Origin of the sequence: Nocardiopsis sp. MT53 (genome assembly GCF_019598965.1) — a bacterium.
Taxonomy (GTDB): Bacteria; Actinomycetota; Actinomycetes; order Streptosporangiales; family Streptosporangiaceae; genus Nocardiopsis; species Nocardiopsis changdeensis.
Genome location: NZ_CP080599.1, coordinates 877,926 through 898,157 on the forward strand (window position 1 = coordinate 877,926; position 20,232 = coordinate 898,157).

The window sequence follows — 20,232 nt, forward strand, 5'->3', positions numbered from 1 at the left end:
CGGCGCCCGCCACCAAGGGCCGCGCCAAGGCCGCCCCGGCGGGGAGGGCGCCCGCGCGCACCGCCCCGGCCCGCGCGGCCTCCGGGCCCGAGCAGGAGCTGCTCGCCGCCGTCGACCGCCTGGTCGACGGCCACCACCACGACCCGCACTCCGTCCTGGGCGTACACCCCCAGGGGCGGTCCACCGTGGTACGGGTGCTGCGGCCCCACGCCACCGAGGTCCACCTGGAGCTGCGCGACGGCGAGCGGGTGCGGGCCGAGCACCTGCACCGGGGCGTGTTCACCGCCAAGGTGTCCGGCACGAGGCTCGGCGACCCCGCCGACTACCGGGTCACCGCCCGCTACGAGGACGGCGCCGAGCACACGGCCGCCGACCCCTACCGGTTCACTCCCGTCCTGGGCGACCTGGACCTGCACCTCATCGGCGAGGGCAGGCACGAGGAGCTGTGGCGGGCGCTGGGGGCGCACACCCGCACCCTGGAGACCGACGCGGGCGAGGTGTCCGGCACCTCCTTCACCGTGTGGGCGCCCAACGCCCGCGGGGTGCGCCTGATCGGCGACTTCAACCTGTGGAACGGCGTCGGCCACCCCATGCGCAGCCTGGGCGGCACCGGCGTGTGGGAGCTGTTCGTGCCCGGCGTGGGCGACGGGGCGCTGTACAAGTTCCAGGTGCTGGGCGCCGACGGGCACTGGCGGGACAAGGCCGACCCGATGGCGCGGGCCACCCAGATGCCGCCGCAGACCGCGTCGGTGGTGACGACGTCGGGCCACGTGTGGACCGACCAGGAGTGGATGGCCGAGCGCAAGGGCGTTGAGCCGCACCGGGCGCCGATGAGCGTGTACGAGGTGCACCTGGGGTCGTGGCGGCCCGGCCTGTCGTACACCGAGCTGGCCGACCAGCTCGTCGGGTACGTCACCGAGATGGGCTTCACCCATGTGGAGCTCCTGCCGGTGGCCGGGCACCCCTATGACGGATCCTGGGGCTACCAGGTCACGTCGTACTACGCGCCCACGCCCCGGTTCGGCACGCCCGACGAGTTCCGGCACCTGGTGGACTCGCTGCACCGGGCCGGGATCGGCGTCCTGCTGGACTGGGTGCCCGCGCACTTCCCCAGGGACGAGTGGGCGCTGGCCCGGTTCGACGGCACCGCGCTGTACGAGCACCCCGACCCGCGCCGGGGCGAGCACCCCGACTGGGGGACGCTCATCTTCAACTACGGGCGCACCGAGGTGCGCAACTTCCTCGTGGCCAACGCCCTGTACTGGCTGGAGGAGTTCCACATCGACGGGCTGCGGGTGGACGCGGTGGCGTCCATGCTGTACCTGGACTACTCGCGCGAGGACGGCGGGTGGGAGCCCAACGCCTTCGGCGGCCGGGAGAACCTGGAGGCGATCGACTTCCTCAAGGAGCTCAACACGGTCGTCTACCGGCGCAACCCGCACGCGGTGATGATCGCCGAGGAGTCCACCGCCTACCCGGGGGTGACCCTGCCGGTGGACCACGGGGGGCTCGGGTTCGGGCTCAAGTGGAACATGGGGTGGATGCACGACACCCTCCAGTACCTCTCCAAGGAGCCGGTCCACCGCAAGTACCACCACGACGAGGTCACCTTCGCGATGGTGTACGCCTACAGCGAGAACTACGTGCTTCCGCTGTCGCACGACGAGGTGGTGCACGGCAAGGGGTCGCTGTTCAACAGGCCGCCGGGCGACGAGTGGCAGCGGGCGGCGAACCTGCGGGCGCTGCTGGCGTTCATGTGGTCGCACCCGGGCAAGCAGCTGCTGTTCATGGGCGGGGAGATCGCCCAGGGCGACGAGTGGTCGCACCTGGACGGGGTGCCCTGGTGGCTGCTGCAGTACGACCACCACGCGGGGGCGCAGCGGCTGGTCAAGGCGCTCAACGACCTGTACCGGCCGCGTCCGGCGCTGTGGTCGCTGGACACCGACCCGGCCGGGTTCCAGTGGCTGGACGGCGGCGACCGCGACGGCAACACGCTGTCGTACCTGCGGCGGGGCGAGGACGGCTCGGCCCTGGTGTGCGCGGTGAACTTCTCGCCGGTGCCGCGCCCCGACTGGCGGATCGGCCTGCCCTGGGAGGGCCGCTGGGACGCGGTGCTCAACACCGACGAGGCCCGGTTCGGGGGCTCGGAGTACCCGGCCCCCGCACACGTGGAGGCCCAGGTCCAGGAGTGGCACGGCCAGCCGTACTCGGCGCCGGTGACCCTGCCGCCGCTGGGCGCGGTCTGGTTCGAGCACCGGCCCTGAGCCCGACGAGCGCGGGAGCGGCCCCGGTCCGGTCGGACCGGGGCCGTTCCCGTGGAAACGTCATCGCGGCGTCATCCGGTGTCACGCCGATGACACCGCAGGTCACACGAACTTCATGGCCCTCCGTGAGGATCGGGGGCGCCACGGGGGATGAAACCCGTCCGGAATTCGTCCGGAACGGCCCTTTACCTCCGCGGGTCCGCGTGCTGGGGTGTCCCCCATCACAGTCACGAACGATGGGACACCCCCTATGTCCGACACCTCCCAGAGTTTCGCGAAAGTCCTCGGGCGGGGCGACGTCCTCGCCCTCGGCTTCGGCGCCATGATCGGCTTCGGCTGGATCGTGCTGGTCGGCGACTTCATCGGCGCGGCCGGCCCCGGCGGTGCCGCCGCCGCCTTCGTCATCGGCGGGGTGATCATGGCCTTCGTCGGCCTCACCTACGCCGAACTCGTCTCGGCGATGCCGCACGCCGGGGGTGAGCACCACTACGCCATGCGGGCCGTCGGCCCCCACGGGGCGTTCGTCGCCTCCTGGGCGATGGTGCTCGGCTACGTGTCGGTGGTCGCGTTCGAGGCGGTCGCCGTCCCCCAGACGCTCGTCTACCTCTTCCCCGACATGGCGGCCGGGCACCTGTGGACCGTCGCCGGGTACGACGTGTACGCGAGCCTGGTCGCGGCCGGCGTGGTGGCCGCGGCGGTGATGACCTTCGTCAACTACGTCGGGATCAAGCCCGCCGCCGTGTTCCAGACCGTCGCCGTGCTGTTCCTGGTGTGCGTCGGCGCCGTCATGCTCACCGGCTCGTTCGCGGGCGGCTCGGCGGCGAACATGGAGCCCCTGTTCACCGGCGGCGTGCCAGGGGTCTTCGTGGTCCTGGTGGCGGTGCCGTTCCTGTTCGTCGGGTTCGACGTGATCCCGCAGTCGGCGTCCGAGGTCAGGATCCCCCACCGGCTGGTGGGGGCGCTGCTGGTGGTCTCGGTCCTGTGCGCGACCGCCTGGTACGTGATGGTCATGCTCACCGCGGGGGCGGGCCTGCCCGCGGCGGACCTGGCGGCCTCGGAGCTGGCCTCGGCGGACGCGGTGGCCGCCCTGTGGAACAGCCCGGTGATGGGCGACGTGCTGGTCCTGGGCGGCATCGCCGGTCTGCTGACCAGCTGGAACGCCTTCCTCATCGGCGGCAGCCGCCTGGTCTACGCGATGGCGGCGTCGCGGATGCTCCCGGCGTGGTTCGGCCGCCTGCACCCGCGGTACCGCACCCCGGCCAACGCCGTCCTGTTCATCGGCGCGCTGTCGGCCGCGGCGCCGTTCTTCGGCCGCCCCATGCTGGTGTGGCTGACCAACGCGGGCGGGATCAACATCGTGCTCGCGTACCTGGCGGTGGTGGTGAGCTTCCTGGTGCTGCGCCGCCGCGAACCCGCCATGGAACGGCCGTTCCGCACCCCGGCCGGCCCGGTGGTGGGGTGGACCGCCCTGGTGCTGTCGCTCGGCCTGTTCTCGCTGTACCTGCCGGGCATGCCCGCCGCCCTGGGCTGGCCCCAGGAGTGGCCGATGGTGCTGGCCTGGTGGGCCGCCGGGGCGCTGCTGCTGTGGCGGCTCCCCCGCGTCCCCCCGGGGCCGGACGCCGAGCGGCGCCTCATCGCCCTCATGGACGCCCGCCGCTGAACGGGGCCGGCGGCCCCGCGGGGCCACCGGCCCGCCCGGGCGGTGCGGTCCCCGCCGGAAGGCCCGGCGGCGGACGCCCGGGCGCGAGGAGGAGGCGGTGGGCCCCCGCCGGGGCCGCGTTCGGCGGCGCGCCGCGCGGCGGGCCCCGCCTTCAGGACGCGCGGTGGTGCCAGGCGGTGAGGCGGGCGACCGCCTCGTCCAGGACCTCGTCGCGCTTGCAGAAGGCGAAGCGCAGCAGGTGCTCGCCCTCCTTCTCGCGGTCGTAGAACACCTGCGCGGGGACCGCCGCCACCCCGGCCTCCCGGGGCAGGGCGCGGGCGATGTCCACCCCGCTCGTGTACCCCAGCGGGCGGATGTCGGCCATCACGAAGTAGGTGCCCTCGGACACGCCCACCTCGAACCCGGTCTCCGCCAGCCCCGCCGCCAGCCGGTCCCGCTTGCCCTGGAGCGCGGCGCGCTGGGCGGCGACCCACTCGCCCTCGTTGTCGATGGCGTCGGCGATCGCGAGCTGGAGCGCCCCGTTGGCGCTGAACGTCAGGAACTGGTTGACCGTGCGCACCGCCGTCACCAGCGGCTCGGGGCCCATGACCCAGCCGGTCTTCCATCCGGTGACCGCGAACATCTTGCCCACAGAGGACACCGACACGGTGCGCTCGCGCATCCCCGGCAGCGTCGCCAGCGGCACGTGCGGTCTGCCGTCGAAGGTCAGGAACTCGTACACCTCGTCGGTGAACGCGATGAGGTCGTGCTCACGGCACACCGCCGCGATCTCCTCCAGCTCCTGCGCGGTGAACACCGTCCCCGTCGGGTTGTGCGGGCTGTTGACCAGCACCATCCGCGTCCGGGGACCCACCGCGGCGCGCAGCTCGTCCGGGTCGAAGACGAACCGGCCGGTCGCCGGGTCCGGGCGCAGGGTGACCGGGCGGCGGACGCCGCCGGCCAGCGTGACCATCGCGGCGTAGGAGTCGTACATCGGCTCGAACACAATGACCTCGTCGCCCTGCTCGACCAGGGCCAGCAGGGCCGCGGCGATGCCCGCCGTCGCCCCCACCGTGATGTACACCTCGGTGTCCGGGTCCAGGTCGATCCCGTAGTGGCGCGACCGGTAGCGGCTGACCGCCCGACGCAGCTCCGGCCGCCCCGGGCCCGGCGGGTACTGGTTGACGCCCTCCAGGATGTTGCGGGAGGCGGCCTCCAGCAGGGGGCGGGGCCCGTCGGTGTCGGGGAATCCCTGGCCCAGGTTGACCGACCCGGTCTCCGTGGCCAGTCGCGTCATCTCGGCGAAGATCGTCTCGCCGTACACGCGCATTCGTTCGATCAGCGGATTGTCCACGTCCCGAGCGTATCCCCCGGACCGCGGCCGCGCCCATCCGGGCGCACGCGTGGGGCGGGACCCCTCGGGTCCCGCCCCACGCGTGCGCCTCGGTCCCTCACAGGAGCAGGCTGAGCACGATCCACACCACCGGCCCCGCGATGAGCAGGGAGTCCAGCCGGTCCATCAGGCCGCCGTGGCCCGGCATGAACCGGCCCATGTCCTTGATCCCCAGGTCGCGTTTGAACAGCGACTCGATGAGGTCGCCGACCGTCGCGGCCAGGACGACGGCCAGCCCCAGGACCACGCCGACCCACCAGGGGCCGTCGAGCATCAGCACCACGCACAGGGCCCCGGCCAGGGCGCAGCCGAGCACGGAGCCGCCGAAGCCCTCCCAGGTCTTGTTCGGGCTGATCACCGGCGCCATCTTGTGCCGGCCCAGCAGGATCCCGGCGAAGTAACCGCCGATGTCGCTGGAGATCGTCACCACGATGAACGTCACCAGGCGCTGCTGGCCGTCCTCGGGGTGGGCGATCAGCAGCAGCCACGTCCCCAGCAGGAAGGGGAGGTAGACCAGGGTGAACATGCTCGCCGACGTGTCGGCGACGAACCCGTCCGCCCCGCCCCGCAACCGCCACACCAGGGCGGCGATCGCGGTCAGGGCGGTGGCGCCCAGCAGCCACTCGGGGCCGCCGAAGTAGGCGGCCACCTGCATGGCGACGCCGCCGGCGGCCAGGGGGACCACCGCGACGTCCATCCCCTTGCTGGCGAACGCCCGGTTGAGCTCGCGCATGCCGATCAGCACCCCCGCGGAGGTGATGATCGTGAACAGCGCGGGCCAGGGGAAGATCGAGAAGAAGACCAGTGCGCCCAGGAGGCAGCCGCTGGCGATGGCCACCGGGAGGTTGCGGCCCGTCTTGACCGGCTCACCTCCCGGCTTGTGCAGCACGAAGCGCTGACCGGCGGCCCTGTCGGCCCCGGCGTCGCCGGGGCCGACCTGCTGATCGTCGTCGGGTCTGTGCTCCGGCGAGTGGTCATCGCCTCCGGAGCCGCTGGAAGGAGTCGTCACCGGCTAGACCTCAAGGAGTTCCGATTCCTTGTGCTTGAGGAGCTCGTCGACGGAGGCGACGTACTTGTGGGACAGCTCGTCCAGCTCCGCCTGCGCACGGTGGGCCTCGTCCTCGCCGACCTCGCCCGCCTTGACGGCCTTCTCGAAGGCGTCCTTGGCGCGGCGGCGGACGTTGCGGATCGAGATCTTGGCGTCCTCGCCCTTGGTGCGCGCGACCTTCACGTACTCCTTGCGGCGCTCCTCGGACAGGTCCGGGAAGACGACCCGGATGACCTGGCCGTCGTCGGACGGGTTGACGCCGAGGTCGCTGTTGCGGATGGCGTTGATGATCGAGGTCCGGGAGTTGACGTCGAACGGTGAGATGACCACCATGCGCGGCTCGGGGACCGAGAAGGACGCGAGCTGGTTGATCGGCGTCGGCGCGCCGTAGTAGTCCACGGTGATCTTGTTGAACGTCGCCGGCGTGGGACGCCCGGTGCGGATCGCCGCGAAGTCCTCCTTGGCGACGATGACGGCCTTCTCCATCTTCTCCTCGGCTTCGAGGAGGGTCTCTTCGATCATGGGGCGCTCCCGGTTCTCGGCTGTGGTGTGCGTGGCTTGAGGGTGTCGCCGCGGCCGCCTCAGGCGGGGGTCGGCCCGACGATGGTGCCGATCTTCTCACCGCGGACGGCGCGCAGGATGTTGCCCTGGCTCATCAGGTCGAAGACGACGATGGGCAGCCCATTGTCCATGCACAGGCTGACGGCGGTGGCGTCCATGACCTTGAGGCCGCGGGTGAGGACCTCGTTGTAGTTGAGCTTGTCGAACTTGACCGCGTCCGGGTTGCTCCGGGGGTCGGAGTCGTAGACCCCGTCGACCTGGGTGCCCTTGAGGACGGCCTGGGCGCCGATCTCCAGGGCGCGCTGGGCCGCGGTCGTGTCGGTGGAGAAGAACGGGGCGCCCAGGCCGGCGCCGAAGATGACCACACGGCCCTTCTCCAGGTGGCGCACGGCGCGGCGGGGGATGTACGCCTCGGCGACCTGGCTCATGTGGATGGCGGTCTGGACGCGGGTGTCCACGCCCAGGCGCTCCAGGAAGTCCTGGAGGGCGAGGCAGTTGATGACGGTGCCGAGCATGCCCATGTAGTCGGCGCGGCCGCGCTCGATGCCGCCCTCGGTGAGCTGGGCTCCGCGGAACATGTTGCCGCCGCCCACCACGACCGCGACCTGGATGCCCTCGGACACGGCCTCGGCGATGGACTCGGCGACGTACTGGACGACCTCCGGGTCGATGCCCAGGCCGCCCCCGCCGGCGAAGGCCTCGCCGGAGAGCTTGAGCATCACGCGCTTCCAGCCTGCGTCGTGCATGGCGGGTTCGGTGTTCGTCGCTGCGTTCACGGCCTGTGGCCTCCCTTGTCGTCCCCGAGCGGCACAGGGTCCCCCGAGTGCTCCTGCTGCGGGCGGTGCGGGTCTTCATGCCCCCCGAAACCGCCCATATCCACCGAAGGTGCCGGGGAGATCGTTCTCCCCGGCACCTCCATCATGTCAAAACCTAGGCCTGGCCGACCTTGAAGCGGGCGAAGCGCTTGACCGTGACGCCGGCGGCGTCGACGACCTGCTGGACCGACTTCTTGTTCTCCTTGACGAACGGCTGGCCGAGCAGCGTCACGTCCTTGAAGAAGCCGTTGAGGCGGCCCTCGACGATCTTGGGGATCGCCTGCTCGGGCTTGCCCTCCTCGCGGGTGGTCTGCTCGGCGATGCGGCGCTCGTTCTCGACGACCTCGGCGGGCACCTCGTCCTTGGAGACGTACTGCGGGGCCATCGCAGCGATCTGCTGCGCGAGGTCCTTGCCGACCTCCTCGTCCGCCTTGTCCAGCTCGACCAGGACGCCCATGGTCGGGGGCAGGTCCGGGTCGGACTTGTGCAGGTAGGCGGAGACGTAGGCGCCGTCGAACTTGGCGAAGCGGCGGAACTCCAGCTTCTCGCCGATGATCGCGCTCTTCTCCTCGATGTAGCCCTGGAGGGTCTTCCCGGGCTCGATCTCGGCGGCGGCGACGGTGGCGAGGTCGTCGCTGTCCTGGGCGGCGACGAAGTCGGCGACCTGGTCGGCCAGCTCGATGAACTGGGCGTTCTTGGCGACGAAGTCGGTCTCGCAGTTGAGCTCGATGAGGGTGGCCTTGCCCTCGCCCTGCTGGCGGAGGACGACCGTGCCCTGGGCGGCGGTGCGGCCCGCGCGCTTGTCGACGGACTTGGCGCCCTTGATGCGCAGGGCCTCGACGGCCTTGTCGAAGTCGCCGTCGGCCTCGGTCAGGGCCTTCTTGCAGTCCATCATGCCCGCGCCGGTCATGTCGCGCAGCTTCTTGACGTCCGCGGCGGTGAAGTTCGCCATGACTGTTGGATTCCCTTGGAAGTGAAGTCTGTACGGAAGGTGAGCGGTCCGTACACCCCGCGTGCCGCCCCGCTCGAAGGCGGAGCGGCACCGGGGTGTCGTGGGTCCCGGGGGACCGACTGCTACTCGGCGGCCGGGGTGTCCTGGGCCGGGGTCTCCTCGGCCGGAGCCTCGTCGACGGTGGCGCCCTCGGACTCGGCGACGGCCTCGGCGGCGGGCTCGGGGGTCTGGACCGGGATCTCGGAGGTGTCCTGGCCGGCCCCGACGGAGTCGGCGGTCTCGCCCTTGCCCTCGAGGATCTCGCGCTCCCACTCGGCCAGGGGCTCCTCGGCGGCCTTCTGCTCACCGGCGCCGGAGCGGGTCAGCAGACCGTCGGCCACGGCGTCGGCGATCACGCGGGTCAGCAGGCTGACACTGCGGATGGCGTCGTCGTTACCCGGGATCGGGTAGTCGACCTCGTCCGGGTCGCAGTTGGTGTCGAGGATCGCGACGACCGGGATGTTGAGCTTCCGGGCCTCGCTGATCGCGATGTGCTCCTTCTTGGTGTCCACGATCCACACGGCGCTGGGCACGCGGGACATGTCGCGGATACCGCCGAGGGTGCGCTCGAGCTTCTCCTTCTCGCGGCGGAGGTTGAGGAGCTCCTTCTTGGTGAGCGAGGAGCCGGCGACGTCGTCGAAGTCGATCTCCTCCAGCTCCTTCAGGCGCTGCAGCCGCTTGTGGACGGTGGAGAAGTTGGTGAGCATGCCGCCCAGCCAGCGCTGGTTGACGAACGGCATGCCGACGCGGCGGGCCTGCTCGTCGATGGCCTCCTGCGCCTGCTTCTTGGTGCCGACGAACAGGACGGTGCCGCCGTGGGCGACCGTCTGCTTGACGAACTCGTAGGCGCGGTCGATGTGCGCCAGCGACTTCTGGAGGTCGATGATGTAGATGCCGTTGCGCTCCGTGAGGATGAAGCGCTTCATCTTCGGGTTCCAGCGACGGGTCTGGTGCCCGAAGTGGACGCCGCTCTCCAGGAGCTGGCGGGTCGTCACGACTGTGGCCATGACAGGTCCTCCTAGTGGTGGCGGGGATAGGGCTCCCCGCCTTCGGTTGTTCCTGACGCCCCGGCCGTACCGCCACTCCGCCGAGGCGGTGTGGACCGTGGGTACGACCCCTCCGGAGGGAGGCTGGTGGACGTGCGTAGTGTGTTCGGCCCGGTGGGCCACAGATGATTCTATCCTCCGCGGGGAACGGGCCGGACCTGCGCGGGGGGCGGCCCCCGCCGTCGTCCACAGGTCGGCGGAAAAGCCCGCCCTCCGGGCCCGCGGCGGCGAACCTGGATGTATGCGGAACCTCGTGCCCCTCCTCCTTCCCGTCCTCCTCCTGCTGGCCTGCCTCCTGCCCGCTCCCCCGGCGGCCGCCGGCGCCGACTGGCGGTGGCCGCTGGACCCGGCGCCGCGGGTGCTGCGGCCCTTCGACCCGCCCGAGCGCCCCTGGCTGCCCGGCCACCGCGGCGCCGACCTGGCCGCCGAGCCCGGCCAGGAGGTCCTCGCGGCCGGCCCCGGCCGCGTCCACTTCGCCGGGACGGTCGCGGGCACGCCCGTGGTGTCGGTCTCCCACGGCGGCCTGCGCACCACCTACCTGCCGGTGGAGACCGGCCTGGCCCGCGGCGACCCGGTGGCCGCCGGGCAGGTCATCGGCACCGTCGCCGCCGCGCCGCGGCACTGCCCGCAGCGCACCTGCCTCCACTGGGGCCTGCTCCGGGGCCGGGACTACCTCGACCCGCTCTCCCTGCTGGGCCCCGTCCCCGTCCGCCTCCTCCCCCGCACCCCCTGACCCACGGCCGAGCCGGTGAGCGCGGGCGGGGGTCAGGCGCGGGGGTGGGAGCGGCGGTAGACGTCGCGGAGGCGGTCGACGGAGACGTGGGTGTAGATCTGCGTGCTGCGGGGGCTGGCGTGGCCGAGGAACTCCTGGACGCTGCGCAGGTCGGCGCCGCCGTTGAGGAGGTGGGTGGCGGCGCTGTGGCGCAGGTCGTGCGGGGCGGCGTCCAGGCCCGCGGCGCCCAGGTGGGCGTGGACGTCCTCGCGGGCGCGGCGCACGTCCAGGCGCCCGCCACGCACGCCCAGGAACAGGGCCGGGCCGCTGGACGGGCCGACCAGGGCCGGACGGCCGGCGGCGAGCCAGTCGTCCAGGGCGTCCAGGGCCGGGGCGCCCACCGGAACGGTGCGCTCCTTGTCGCCCTTGCCGACGACGCGCACGGTGGTGCGGGCGCGGTCGACGTCGTCCACGTCCAGGGAGCACAGCTCGGCGACGCGCACGCCCGTGGCGTAGAGCAGCTCCACCACGGCGCGGCGGCGGGTGCCCACCGGGGTGTCGTCCACCGGGCGCGACAGCGCGGCCTCGGCCTGGGCCTCGTCCAGGACGGCGGGCAGCGCGCGCCGCTGGGACGGGGCGGACAGGCGCGGCCCCGGGTCGGCGGCGAGCACGCCCTCGCGGTGCAGGTAGCGGGTGAAGGCGCGGACGGCGGCCACCCGGCGGGCGACGGTGGAGCGGCCCGCCCCCCGGTCGCGGGCGCGGGACAGCCAGGCGCGCACCGCGGGCACGTCGAGGTCGCCGACCTCCAGCCCCTGCTCTTCCAGGTCCTCCAGCAGGGACCGCAGGTCCGCGAGGTAGCCGCGCACGGTGTGCGGGGAGCGGCCCAGCTCGCCCGCCAGGTGGGCGGCGAAGCCGTCGAGCGGGCTCACCGGCGGGGCAGGCAGGCGATGCCGTCGATCTCCACCATGTAGGTGGGGTCGATGAGGGCGCTCACCTCCACCAGGGTCGAGGTGGGCCGGTGCCCCTCGGGCAGGCGGGACAGGAGCGCGGAGCGGAACTCCTCCAGGTCGCTGATGTGCCGCAGGTAGTAGGTGAGTCGCACCACATGGCTCAGGTCCGCGCCGTGGCGGGCGAGGATCGCCTCGATGTTGCTCAGGACCTGCCGGGTCTGGCCGCCGATGTCCCCGGCGACCTCTCCGGCGGGACCCACCGGGACCTGGCCCGAGATGAACAGCAGCGGGCCGTCGGCGGTCAGGGCGTCACTGTAGGGCTTGGCCATGGACGCACGGTATCAGCGCGCCTCCGGCGGAGCGGTGCGCCGGACCACGCCGCGGGCGGGTTCGGCCCCGTCGAGGGCCCCGGAGCGGACCCGGGCGGCCAGGGCGCGGGCGACGATCCGGTCGGTGACCGCCGGGAGGTGCCGGGCCAGGAAGAACTCGACCGCGCCCCGGCGGGTGGTCGGCAGGTCGCGGCGGGGACGGCGCGACAGCCCCGCCAGCAGCACGGTGTCCACGACCCCGTCCAGGCTCTCGTAGGTGCTCATCCCCTCCAGGGACAGCCCCGCCCGGGCGGTCGAGTCGTGGATGGGGCTGCGCACCATCGACGGGTAGACGCAGGTGACGGTCACGTGCGGGGCCAGCTCCAGGCGCAGGGCGTCGGCGTAGGCGACGAGCGCGCGTTTGGAGGCCCCGTAGGCGGCGGCCAGGGGCAGCTGCATGACGGCCATGCGCGAGGACACCATGACCACCCGGCCCCGGGAGTCGACGAGGGCGTCCACGCAGGCGGCGCCGACCCGCCAGGCGCCGAGCAGGTTGACGTCCAGCTGGCGGCGGACCTCGGCGCTCGGGGGCAGCTCGGCCGGTGCGGGCCCGCCGATCCCGGCGTTGTTGACCAGCAGGTCGAGCCCGCCCAGCCGGGACAGCGCCCCGGCGACGGCCGCGGGCACCGCGGCGTCGTCGGTGAGGTCGCAGGCGAGGACCTCGACGGGGTCGTCCCCGCGGGGGCGGGCGTCCAGCCCGACGACCCGCGCGCCCGCGTCGCTCAGCCTCGTGCACAGGGCCCGGCCGAAGGTGCCCGAGGCCCCGGTGACCAGGACGCGCAGGCCGCGGGGGTCGCGGCGGCCGCCGGACAGCAGGTCGCGCAGGGGTCGGCTCATCGGGGGCTCTCCTGGGGGCGGGCGGGCGCGAAGGCGCGTTCGGGGCGGGCGGCCAGGCGCCTGGCCCCGGCGGCGCGCTCGCGGGGCAGGTCGGCGACGTAGTGGTCGAAGTCCACCCGCATCATGGGGCGCCTGTCGCCCCAGCGGGCGGTGGCGGCGCGCAGGTCGCGGGCGACGGCCCGGCGCTGCGCGGCCGGGTCGGGCAGGGCGTACTCCCCCGCCAGGTGGGCGGCCACGAGTTCGCCCTGGGCCTCCACGACGGGCAGGGCGGCGCCGGTGGACTGCATGAGGCCGACGAACGCCAGGCTCGGGTCGTCCAGGTGGAACACCCGCTTGTACAGGGGCAGGCGCTCGGGGTCGGGGCCGGTCCAGCGCTCGTCGAGGAAGGGGAGGGCGACGCGGTAGCCGGTGGCCCAGACGACAGTGTCGACGGCGTCCCCGCTCCCGTCGGCGAACACCGCCCGGTCGCCCTCGAAGCGCGCGATCCCCGGCCGGACGACGATCTCGCCGTGGGTGAGGCGGCTCAGGACGGTGTCGCTGACCGTGGGGTGGTTCTGGAGCAGTCCGCCGGAGGGGGCGGGCAGCCCGTAGTCCTGGGGGCGGCCCACGGCCAGCCGCAGCAGGGTCTGGGCGACGGCCTGGCGGATGCGCCAGGGCAGCACGGCCAGGGCCCCGCCGGTCGCGTCGGAGGGCCGCCCGAACAGGTACTTGGGCACGATGTGGACGCCGCGGCGGGCCGACAGCAGGACGGGTCCGCGGGCGACATGGGAGGCGTCGACGGCGATGTCCATGGCGGAGTTGCCGGTGCCGACGACCAGGACCCGGCGGCCCCGGAACGGTTCGGGGTCGCTGTAGTCGCGGGCGTGCATGTGGACGCCGGAGAAGTCGCCCGGATAGGCCGCGGCGGGCATGCGGGGTTCGCGGTTGTGCCCGTTGGCGACGACGACGGCGTCGTAGCGGGCGGTGTCCCGGCCGGCGGCCACCTCCCAGCGGCCGTCCTCCGTGCGCTCCACCGAGGTGACGTCGGTGCCGAACCGGATGTGCCCGGTCACCCCGAAGGCGTCGGCGTAGTCGGCGAGGTATCCGGCCACGAGGTCCGCCGACGGGTAGTCGGGCCACGTCCGCGGCATGGGGCGGGCGGCGAACCCGGTGCGTCCCCGGCTGGTGTTGAGGTGCAGGGAGGCGTAGGCCGGGGAGCCGGGGGCCGTGCGCACCCACAGCCCGCCGGGGCGGTCGCCGCGTTCGTGGACCACCGGTTCCAGGCCGCGGTCCAGCAGGGCCTTGGCGGCGGCCAGACCCGCCGCCCCGGCTCCGATGACGGCGACGCGTGGGCGGCTCATGGGTGGCCTTTCGTGGGGGGCGGCGCCCGCCGGGCCCTTCCCGGTTCGGCGGGCGCCGCGGTACTCGGGGGTGTTCCCGCCCCGTCGGCGCCGGGCCCGGGGCGGGGCCGGCGCCGGCGGGGCGGCCGTGGGCCGGTGTGCTCGGGGAGGGCGCGGCTTCCGGGACGCGGCCCTGTTCGGGGAGAGGGGGCCGCCGCCGCACACCGGCCGCCCGGACGCCGGGCTTGTGCGCGGGACCAATCGTAAGCGTCCCCTCGCCCGAAGGACATGGTCACGGATACACCCTTGCCCGGCCGGGTTGTGCTCCGCCACAATCCGGCGGAACGCATGAGGAGGCGCTGATGGATCCGCGGGGGGACTGGGACGGCGTGGTCGCCGTCATCGAACAGGTGGTGGCCGACGACCGGCTGCTGGCGGCGACCGTGGCCGGTGTCCGCGGCTCGGTGCGCGAGGTGGCCGCGCTCACCCCGGGCGACATGAGCGCGCACACCCGGGCTCTGCTGCTGGCCGCGACCCGGGCGGTGGCCGCCCGGCGCGGGCCCACCGAGGCCGAGCTGGGCTTCGTCCAGGAGCTCGGGGTGACCCGGGCCCTCCAGGGCGTCCCGGTGGAGGCGGTGCTGTCCGCGATCCACGTCGCCGAACGCGGGATCTGGGCGCACGTCCGGGAGATCGCCCGGGCCCACGGGGTGGGCGCCGAGCGGCTGCTCGACATGCGCGAGCTGTACGAGGACTGGGCCGAGGCGGTGCGCGGCCGCCTGATCACCGCCCACCGCGAGACCCTGGCCGACCGGGAGCGGTCCGCCACCGCCCGGGACACCGCTCTGCTGCTGCGCCTGCTGGAGGGCGGTTCGGCGGCGTCGCTGGCCGCCGCCGAGGCGGGCCTGCCCGCGGAGCTGTGGGTGGTGACGGCCCGATCCGGGGAGCCGGTGGACAGCGCCGCCCGCTGGGAGCGGGACCTGCGCGGCCCGGCGCCGGTCCTGGCGGCCGAGGTGGACGGGCTCTTCGTGGCGGTGCTGGCCCGCTCCCCCGCCCCGGACGCCCTGCCGGGGCCGGCGGGGCTGGCCGGGCCCGGGCAGCCGGAGCACGTGTCCAAGCTGCGGCGTCTGGCCGCGTCGGCGCTGGCGGCGGCCGAGGCCGCGGGCCGCACGGGGGTGGTGCACATCGCCGGCCTGGCCGCGCTGGCCGCCGTGGTGGAGCGCGACGACCTGGCCGGGGTGCTGGCGCGGCACCACGCTCCGGCCCGCCGGGCGCTCGGGGCGAACGCGCTGCCCGTGGCCCGGGCCGTGCGCACCTGGTTCGAGTGCGACCGCGACGTGGCGAGGGCCGCCGAGGCCCTGTTCGTGCACCCGAACACCGTGCGCAACCGGCTCCAGCGCTTCGCGGAGGCCACCGGGACGGACCCGTACACACCGCTGGGCGCGGTGGACGCCTGGTGGCTGTGCCGGACCTGGCTGCTCGCCGCCGAGTGACCTCACCGGACGGGCCGCCACCCGGCGGGGCAGCGCTCCACGAGCCCGGCGGCGGCCAGCAGTCCCAGCGCCCGCATGGTGGACTCCAGGTCCCGGCCGCAGGCCCGGGCGATGACGGCGGGCCCGCCCCCGCCGCGGGGGACGGCGGCCAGCACCCGGGCGCTCTCGGGCGCCAGCTCTGCGGTGACCCGCACCGGGCCGGGCGGGACCCCGCCCAGGGGCCCGATCTGGTCGAGCACGTCCTCGGCGCTCGTGACGCAGGCCGCCTGCCGGTCGCGCAGTAGCAGGTGGCAGCCCGCGGACATCGCCGAGGTGACCGGTCCGGGGACGGCCATGAGCACCCGGTGCAGCTCGGCGGCGTGCGCGGCGGTGTTGAGCGCCCCGCTGCGCAGCCCGGCCTCGACCACCACGGTGCCGGGGGTGAGCGCGGCGATGAGCCGGTTGCGGACCAGGAAGTCCTTGGCCCGCGGGCGCAGGCCGACGGGGCGCTCGCTCACCAGGACCCCGGTGCGGGCGATGTCGGTGAACATCCCGGCGTGGCCGCGCGGGTAGTCCACGTCCGGCCCGCAGGCGAGCACGACCACGGTGGCGCCCGCCGCGTGGGCGGCCCGGTGCGCGGCGCCGTCGATGCCGTAGGCCCCGCCGGACACCACCACGACGGAGCGCTCGGCCAGGTCGTAGGCGAGTTCGGCGGCGACGTGCCCGCCGTAGGGGGTGGACGCCCGGGAGCCGACGATCGCCACCGAGCGCAGGCACAGGTTGCGCAGGTCGCCGCGGCCGCGCACCCACAGTCCGTGCGAGCGGCGGCCGCCGGGGGCGTCCAGCGCCTCCAGCCTGCCGGGCCACTCGGGGTCCCCCGGCGCCACGAACCTGACCCCGGCCGCGGCCGAGGCCGCCAGCAGGGCGTCGACGTCCACCCCGCGGGCCTGCGCGTGCCAGCGCCGCCAGCGCAGCGCCACCCGGTCCCGGTCCACGACCGCCTCCCCGTCCGCCGGTCCGGCCGGCGGCGGTGCCCCGGCCACCAGGTCCGCCCACACCCGCGCCGCCCCGTGTTCGGCGAGCACCGCCCCCAGCCACGGGTCCCCGGGCGGGGCCACCGTCGTCAGCGCCGCCAGGGCCCGCACCTCGTCCTCGTCCACCGCACCGCTCCTCGCCTCGCCCGTCACCGCGGCCCGCCCCGGGCCGCGCTCCCCGCCGCCGCCCGCGTGGGCGGCCGCCCGGTGGGCCCCACGGCCCGGTCCCGGCGTCACCAGGCGCGGCCGGACCACAGCGCGAAGGCATAGGCCACCTCCTCCTCCCCGGGGCGGTCGCGGTCCGCCAGGTCCGCCAGCGTCCAGGCGACGCGCAGGGTGCGGTCCACCCCGCGCGCGCTGATCCGGCCCTGGTCCATGGCCGTCCCGAGGATGCGCAGCGCGCCGGGCTCCACCGGGAACTCCCGGCGCAGGTGGGCGCCGGGCACCTGGGCGTTGGCGGTCCACGGGGTCCGCTCCAGGCGGGCGGCCGCCCGCTCGCGGGCCGCGAGCACCCGGGCGCCCACCACCGCCGAGGACTCGGCGAAGGCCCGGTCCGCGAGCAGTTCGGCCCGGCCCACCTGGGGCAGCTCGACCTTGAGGTCGATCCGGTCCAGCAGCGGCCCGGAGATCCGGGAGAAGTAGCGGCGCCGCTCCCCCGCGGGGCAGTCGCACAGGGCGCCCGGCTTGGCGCAGGGGCAGGGGTTGGCCGCCATCACCAGCTGGAACCGGGCCGGGAACACGACCGTGGAGGAGGCCCGGGCCAGCACCACCTCGCCGCGCTCCAGCGGCTCGCGCAGCGAGTCCAGCACGCCCCGGCCGAACTGCGGCGCCTCGTCCACGAAGAGGACCCCGCGGTGCGCCTTGGACACCCACCCCGGGGCGGGGTGGCCGCTGCCGCCGCCGATGATGGCCGACCGGGTGGAGGTGTGGTGCGGCGCGGCGAAGGGCGGCACCGTGACCAGCGGGGACCCGGCGGGCAGCAGGCCGGCGACCGAGTGGATGGCGGTGGCCTCCAGCGCCGCCGCCGGGTCCAGCCGGGGCAGCACCGTGGGCAGCCGCTCGGCCAGCAGGCTCTTCCCGGTGCCGGGCGGGCCGAGCATCATCAGGTTGTGCCCGCCCGCGGCGGCGATCTCCACCGCCCGCCGGGCCACCGGCTGGCCCAGCACGTCGGCCAGGTCGGGCTCGGTGTCGGCGGGGCGGCGCGGCCGCGGCGCCGGGTCGGGCGGCCGCGCCTCGGGGAACAGGCCCTCCCGCGCCCAGCGGCACAGCTCCTCCAGGGAGTCGACCGCGACCACCTCGATGTCGGGGACCAGGGCGGCCTCGGCGGCGTTGCCCCGGGCGACCACGAAGCGGTCGTGGCCGCGCTCGCGGGCGGCGATGACCGCGGGCAGCACCCCGCGCACCGGGCGGGCCCGGCCGTCCAGCCCCAGCTCGGCGATGAGGACCGTGCCCGCCAGCGGGTCCGGCGGCACCGCCCCCTCCGCGGCCAGGACGGCGGCGGCGATGGCGAGGTCGAACATGCTGCCCGCCTTGGGCAGGCTGGCCGGGGACAGGCTGATGGTGATCTGGCCGCTGGGCCAGGCCTCGCCGCTGTTGGCCAGGGCCGCGCGGATGCGGTCGCGGGCCTCGCGCAGCGCCGCGTCGGGCAGGCCGACCAGGGTGACCCCGGGGTCGCCGCCGCCCAGGTGCACCTCGATCTCGACGACGTGTCCCTCCACCCCCAGCAGCGCGACGCAGTGGGTCCGGGCGAGCGTGATCATCGCACCCCCCGCACGGGCCGCCTGGGAGAGGGCGCGCCGTCAAGGGGCGGTGACTCCTGCCCTCCGCCCGCCCTCCCGTACCAGCGGGGGCTCGGGGGGACACGGCTCGGGGAGGGGCGGGCGGGATTCCGCGGGGCGGTCATGACAGGCCCCGCTCGTGGGAGACGTACACGCGGCCGCCGGTGAGCAGGACGCCCAGGCCGTCGACGCGCAGGGGGCGCCCGGGCACCCGGCGGGCGCGGGCCCAGGCCCGGCCCAGGCGGCGCAGCCGTCCGCGCTTGCTCCGGCCGATGGCCTCCACCGGGTGCCCGTGCAGCAGCCGGGTGCGGGTCTTGACCTCGGCGACGACCAGCACGGGGCCGTCCCGCGCCACGATGTCGATCTCCCCGGCGGGGCACCGCCAGTTGCGGTCCACCACCCGTATCCCGGCTCGTTCCAGGAACGCGGCGGCCAGGTCCTCGCCGAGGCCGCCCAGGTCCCTCCGGTACGCGGCGTACACGTCCACGTCGACCACCTCCCGTTACCACGGTCGGTGATCGGGCGGCGTCCCGCCAGGGTCGGTTCTCTTCTGTGGATAACCGGCGTCAGTCCCTGCCGCCCTCCGCGGGCGGCAGCTCGATGTCGGCCTTGGTGATCTCCTCGACGTTGACGTCCTTGAACGTCACGACGCGGACGTTGCGGACGAACCTGGCGGGCCGGTACATGTCCCAGACCCAGGCGTCCTCCATCACGACCTCGAAGTACATCTCCCCGTTCTCGGTGGAACGCGGCTGCAGGTCGACGTGGTTGGTCAGGTAGAACCGCCGCTCGGTCTCCACGACGTAGCCGAACAGCCCCACGACGTCCCGGTACTCGCGATAGAGCTGGAGCTCCATCTCGGCCTCGTACTTCTCCAGGTCCTCAGAACTCATCCACGTGCTCGCTTTCGTCTGCAGTCTCCGGCCGGGGTGTCCGGTTCCTCCCTGTCATCCACTCGTTGTCGGCCTTCGCTCTGTTCCCAACGGGGGAAGGCCCTGGGACGTTCCACGCGAGACCCACACGGTCTGGGATCCATCATGCGTCACGGAACGGACTTTCGTGCCCGGACGAGAGGATTTCCTCGGACCGATCCCGCCGACCGGCCCTCCGGCCGCCCGTCAGGCGTCGTCGTCGAGCCGCGCGAAGGTCTCCGGGATCCCCAGGCCGCCGGCCTGGTCGAAGGGCCAGATGATCACGAACGCCCGCCCGACCACGTGGTCGATGGGCACCGCCCCGCCCCCGGGGTTGCCCTGGTTGCGCCGGGAGTCGGAGGAGATCGCCCGGTGGTCGCCCATCACCCACACGTGCCCGTCGGGCACCGTGACCGGACCGAACTCCTCGTGCGAGGTCAGGCTGCCCGGGTAGAGGTACTCCTCCTCGTCCAGGGCGACGCCGTTGACCGTGACCCGCTGCTGCTCGTCGCAGCACTGCACCACGTCGCCGGGCAGGCCGATGACCCGCTTGATGTACTCCTTGCCGGTGGGCGCCGCGCCGAGCTGCTGCTGCACCCAGGTGAAGCCGCGCGAGACCGGGTTGGTCGGCTCGGGGACCACCACGGTGTTGGGGTCGTCCCACGACCCGTCGCCGTCGAAGACCACGACCTCGCCGCGCCGGATGTCCCGGATCTCGTAGACGACCTTGTTGACGAGCACGCGGTCGCCGACCTGGAGGGTGTTCTCCATCGACCCGGAGGGGATGTAGAAGGCCTGCATCACCCAGGTCCTGATCACGAACGCCAGTACCAGGGCGATCACGATGAGGATGGGCAGTTCCTTCCAGAACGACCCCTGCTTCTCCTTGCTCATCGACTCGTCCGCCTTCTCCTCCGCGTCGGCGGCCCCGGCTTCGGAGACAGCACTGGCTCCCGAGTCCTGATCGGACTCGGGAGCCAGTGGGGAGCCGTGCTCCTCAGGGCCGGGCCGGGCGGAATCCTCGTCCTGAACCCCGTCCGCGCCGAGGTCCCTGTCGTCTGTACTCATCGAGCCGAAGCTTATACCTCGCGGGAAAA

At 74.1% G+C, this 20,232-nt stretch carries 19 protein-coding genes; 4 read left to right on the forward strand and 15 right to left on the reverse strand.

The genetic code is table 11. The annotated features are described in order from the left end of the window. The first annotated feature begins 98 nt into the window (after positions 1-98). Both glgB and K1J57_RS03690 read left to right on the forward strand, forming a co-directional pair. Positions 99-2,264, forward strand: coding sequence for a 1,4-alpha-glucan branching protein GlgB (gene glgB, locus K1J57_RS03685; RefSeq protein ID WP_220565328.1), 2,166 nt, complete (start codon positions 99-101; stop codon positions 2,262-2,264). Between the two features lie 250 nt (positions 2,265-2,514). Next, the gene (locus K1J57_RS03690) at positions 2,515-3,924 is read left to right on the forward strand and encodes an APC family permease (protein ID WP_220563077.1); all 1,410 of its coding nucleotides are present in this window, start codon (positions 2,515-2,517) and stop codon (positions 3,922-3,924) included. Positions 3,925-4,075: 151 nt separating this feature from the next. Here K1J57_RS03690 and K1J57_RS03695 read toward each other — a convergent pair whose 3' ends face one another. The 6 genes from K1J57_RS03695 to rpsB all read right to left on the reverse strand — a co-directional run bounded on the left by K1J57_RS03695 (position 4,076) and on the right by rpsB (position 9,718). Further along, a complete protein-coding gene (locus K1J57_RS03695; protein ID WP_255647109.1) occupies positions 4,076-5,233 on the reverse strand; it encodes a pyridoxal phosphate-dependent aminotransferase in 1,158 nt (385 codons plus the stop codon). 121 nt (positions 5,234-5,354) lie between these two features. Continuing rightward, the gene (locus K1J57_RS03700) at positions 5,355-6,305 is read right to left on the reverse strand and encodes a phosphatidate cytidylyltransferase (protein ID WP_220563079.1); all 951 of its coding nucleotides are present in this window, start codon (positions 6,303-6,305) and stop codon (positions 5,355-5,357) included. A gap of 3 nt (positions 6,306-6,308) precedes the next feature. Next, entirely contained in the window at positions 6,309-6,866 is a 558-nt protein-coding gene (gene frr, locus K1J57_RS03705) for a ribosome recycling factor (protein WP_220563080.1), read from the reverse strand. Positions 6,867-6,925: 59 nt separating this feature from the next. Further along, entirely contained in the window at positions 6,926-7,651 is a 726-nt protein-coding gene (pyrH, locus tag K1J57_RS03710) for a UMP kinase (RefSeq protein WP_220565329.1), read from the reverse strand. Between the two features lie 184 nt (positions 7,652-7,835). Beyond that, a complete protein-coding gene (gene tsf / locus K1J57_RS03715) occupies positions 7,836-8,672 on the reverse strand; it encodes a translation elongation factor Ts (RefSeq protein ID WP_220563081.1) in 837 nt (278 codons plus the stop codon). Positions 8,673-8,794: 122 nt separating this feature from the next. Then, the gene (gene rpsB / locus K1J57_RS03720; protein ID WP_220563082.1) at positions 8,795-9,718 is read right to left on the reverse strand and encodes a 30S ribosomal protein S2; all 924 of its coding nucleotides are present in this window, start codon (positions 9,716-9,718) and stop codon (positions 8,795-8,797) included. Positions 9,719-9,998: 280 nt separating this feature from the next. Between rpsB and K1J57_RS03725 the strand changes: the two genes are divergently transcribed. Further along, positions 9,999-10,490 (forward strand): M23 family metallopeptidase, encoded by a 492-nt coding sequence (locus tag K1J57_RS03725; protein ID WP_255646827.1) that lies wholly within the window; start codon positions 9,999-10,001, stop codon positions 10,488-10,490. Positions 10,491-10,522: 32 nt separating this feature from the next. Here K1J57_RS03725 and K1J57_RS03730 read toward each other — a convergent pair whose 3' ends face one another. The 4 genes from K1J57_RS03730 to K1J57_RS03745 are packed head-to-tail and all read right to left on the reverse strand — an operon-like array spanning position 10,523 to position 13,964. After that, a complete protein-coding gene (locus K1J57_RS03730) occupies positions 10,523-11,398 on the reverse strand; it encodes a tyrosine recombinase XerC (RefSeq protein ID WP_220563083.1) in 876 nt (291 codons plus the stop codon). After that, positions 11,395-11,748 carry a RidA family protein gene (locus K1J57_RS03735; protein WP_220563084.1) on the reverse strand — a complete coding sequence of 118 codons (354 nt, stop codon included), beginning with the start codon at positions 11,746-11,748 and terminating at the stop codon, positions 11,395-11,397. The genes K1J57_RS03730 and K1J57_RS03735 overlap by 4 nt, the downstream gene beginning before the upstream one ends. A gap of 12 nt (positions 11,749-11,760) precedes the next feature. Next, positions 11,761-12,624 (reverse strand): SDR family oxidoreductase, encoded by an 864-nt coding sequence (locus K1J57_RS03740; RefSeq protein WP_220563085.1) that lies wholly within the window; start codon positions 12,622-12,624, stop codon positions 11,761-11,763. Beyond that, positions 12,621-13,964 carry an NAD(P)/FAD-dependent oxidoreductase gene (locus K1J57_RS03745; RefSeq protein ID WP_220563086.1) on the reverse strand — a complete coding sequence of 448 codons (1,344 nt, stop codon included), beginning with the start codon at positions 13,962-13,964 and terminating at the stop codon, positions 12,621-12,623. The genes K1J57_RS03740 and K1J57_RS03745 overlap by 4 nt, the downstream gene beginning before the upstream one ends. Before the next feature lie 341 nt (positions 13,965-14,305). Here K1J57_RS03745 and K1J57_RS03750 point away from each other — a divergent pair, with 341 nt between their 5' ends. Then, complete coding sequence (locus K1J57_RS03750) at positions 14,306-15,433, forward strand: helix-turn-helix domain-containing protein (RefSeq protein WP_220563087.1); 1,128 nt, start codon at positions 14,306-14,308, stop codon at positions 15,431-15,433. Between the two features lie 2 nt (positions 15,434-15,435). On the opposite strand, the gene K1J57_RS03755 is transcribed toward K1J57_RS03750, so the two are convergent. The 5 genes from K1J57_RS03755 to lepB form a co-directional block, all read right to left on the reverse strand. After that, entirely contained in the window at positions 15,436-16,572 is a 1,137-nt protein-coding gene (locus K1J57_RS03755) for a DNA-processing protein DprA (protein WP_220563088.1), read from the reverse strand. A gap of 107 nt (positions 16,573-16,679) precedes the next feature. Then, positions 16,680-18,203: a YifB family Mg chelatase-like AAA ATPase gene (locus tag K1J57_RS03760; protein ID WP_220565330.1), complete on the reverse strand. Its 1,524-nt coding sequence runs from the start codon at positions 18,201-18,203 to the stop codon at positions 16,680-16,682. A 142-nt stretch (positions 18,204-18,345) separates the two neighbouring features. After that, the gene (locus K1J57_RS03765; RefSeq protein ID WP_220563089.1) at positions 18,346-18,711 is read right to left on the reverse strand and encodes a YraN family protein; all 366 of its coding nucleotides are present in this window, start codon (positions 18,709-18,711) and stop codon (positions 18,346-18,348) included. A 79-nt stretch (positions 18,712-18,790) separates the two neighbouring features. Beyond that, positions 18,791-19,117 carry a DUF2469 domain-containing protein gene (locus K1J57_RS03770; RefSeq protein ID WP_073379808.1) on the reverse strand — a complete coding sequence of 109 codons (327 nt, stop codon included), beginning with the start codon at positions 19,115-19,117 and terminating at the stop codon, positions 18,791-18,793. A gap of 225 nt (positions 19,118-19,342) precedes the next feature. Beyond that, positions 19,343-20,203, reverse strand: coding sequence for a signal peptidase I (gene lepB, locus K1J57_RS03775; RefSeq protein WP_220563090.1), 861 nt, complete (start codon positions 20,201-20,203; stop codon positions 19,343-19,345). Between the last annotated feature and the right edge of the window lie 29 nt (positions 20,204-20,232).

Excerpts from the sequence above, each read along its gene's own strand:
- K1J57_RS03690 (WP_220563077.1), top strand. The coding sequence starts at position 2,515 with ATGTCCGACACCTCCCAGAGTTTCGCGAAAGTCCTCGGGCGGGGCGAC.
- K1J57_RS03695 (WP_255647109.1), bottom strand. The coding sequence starts at position 5,233 with ATGCGCGTGTACGGCGAGACGATCTTCGCCGAGATGACGCGACTGGCC.
- frr (WP_220563080.1), bottom strand. The coding sequence starts at position 6,866 with ATGATCGAAGAGACCCTCCTCGAAGCCGAGGAGAAGATGGAGAAGGCC.
- pyrH (WP_220565329.1), bottom strand. The coding sequence starts at position 7,651 with ATGCACGACGCAGGCTGGAAGCGCGTGATGCTCAAGCTCTCCGGCGAG.
- tsf (WP_220563081.1), bottom strand. The coding sequence starts at position 8,672 with ATGGCGAACTTCACCGCCGCGGACGTCAAGAAGCTGCGCGACATGACC.
- rpsB (WP_220563082.1), bottom strand. The coding sequence starts at position 9,718 with ATGGCCACAGTCGTGACGACCCGCCAGCTCCTGGAGAGCGGCGTCCAC.
- K1J57_RS03725 (WP_255646827.1), top strand. The coding sequence starts at position 9,999 with ATGCGGAACCTCGTGCCCCTCCTCCTTCCCGTCCTCCTCCTGCTGGCC.
- K1J57_RS03735 (WP_220563084.1), bottom strand. The coding sequence starts at position 11,748 with ATGGCCAAGCCCTACAGTGACGCCCTGACCGCCGACGGCCCGCTGCTG.
- K1J57_RS03740 (WP_220563085.1), bottom strand. The coding sequence starts at position 12,624 with ATGAGCCGACCCCTGCGCGACCTGCTGTCCGGCGGCCGCCGCGACCCC.
- K1J57_RS03745 (WP_220563086.1), bottom strand. The coding sequence starts at position 13,964 with ATGAGCCGCCCACGCGTCGCCGTCATCGGAGCCGGGGCGGCGGGTCTG.
- K1J57_RS03750 (WP_220563087.1), top strand. The coding sequence starts at position 14,306 with ATGGATCCGCGGGGGGACTGGGACGGCGTGGTCGCCGTCATCGAACAG.
- K1J57_RS03770 (WP_073379808.1), bottom strand. The coding sequence starts at position 19,117 with ATGAGTTCTGAGGACCTGGAGAAGTACGAGGCCGAGATGGAGCTCCAG.
- lepB (WP_220563090.1), bottom strand. The coding sequence starts at position 20,203 with ATGAGTACAGACGACAGGGACCTCGGCGCGGACGGGGTTCAGGACGAG.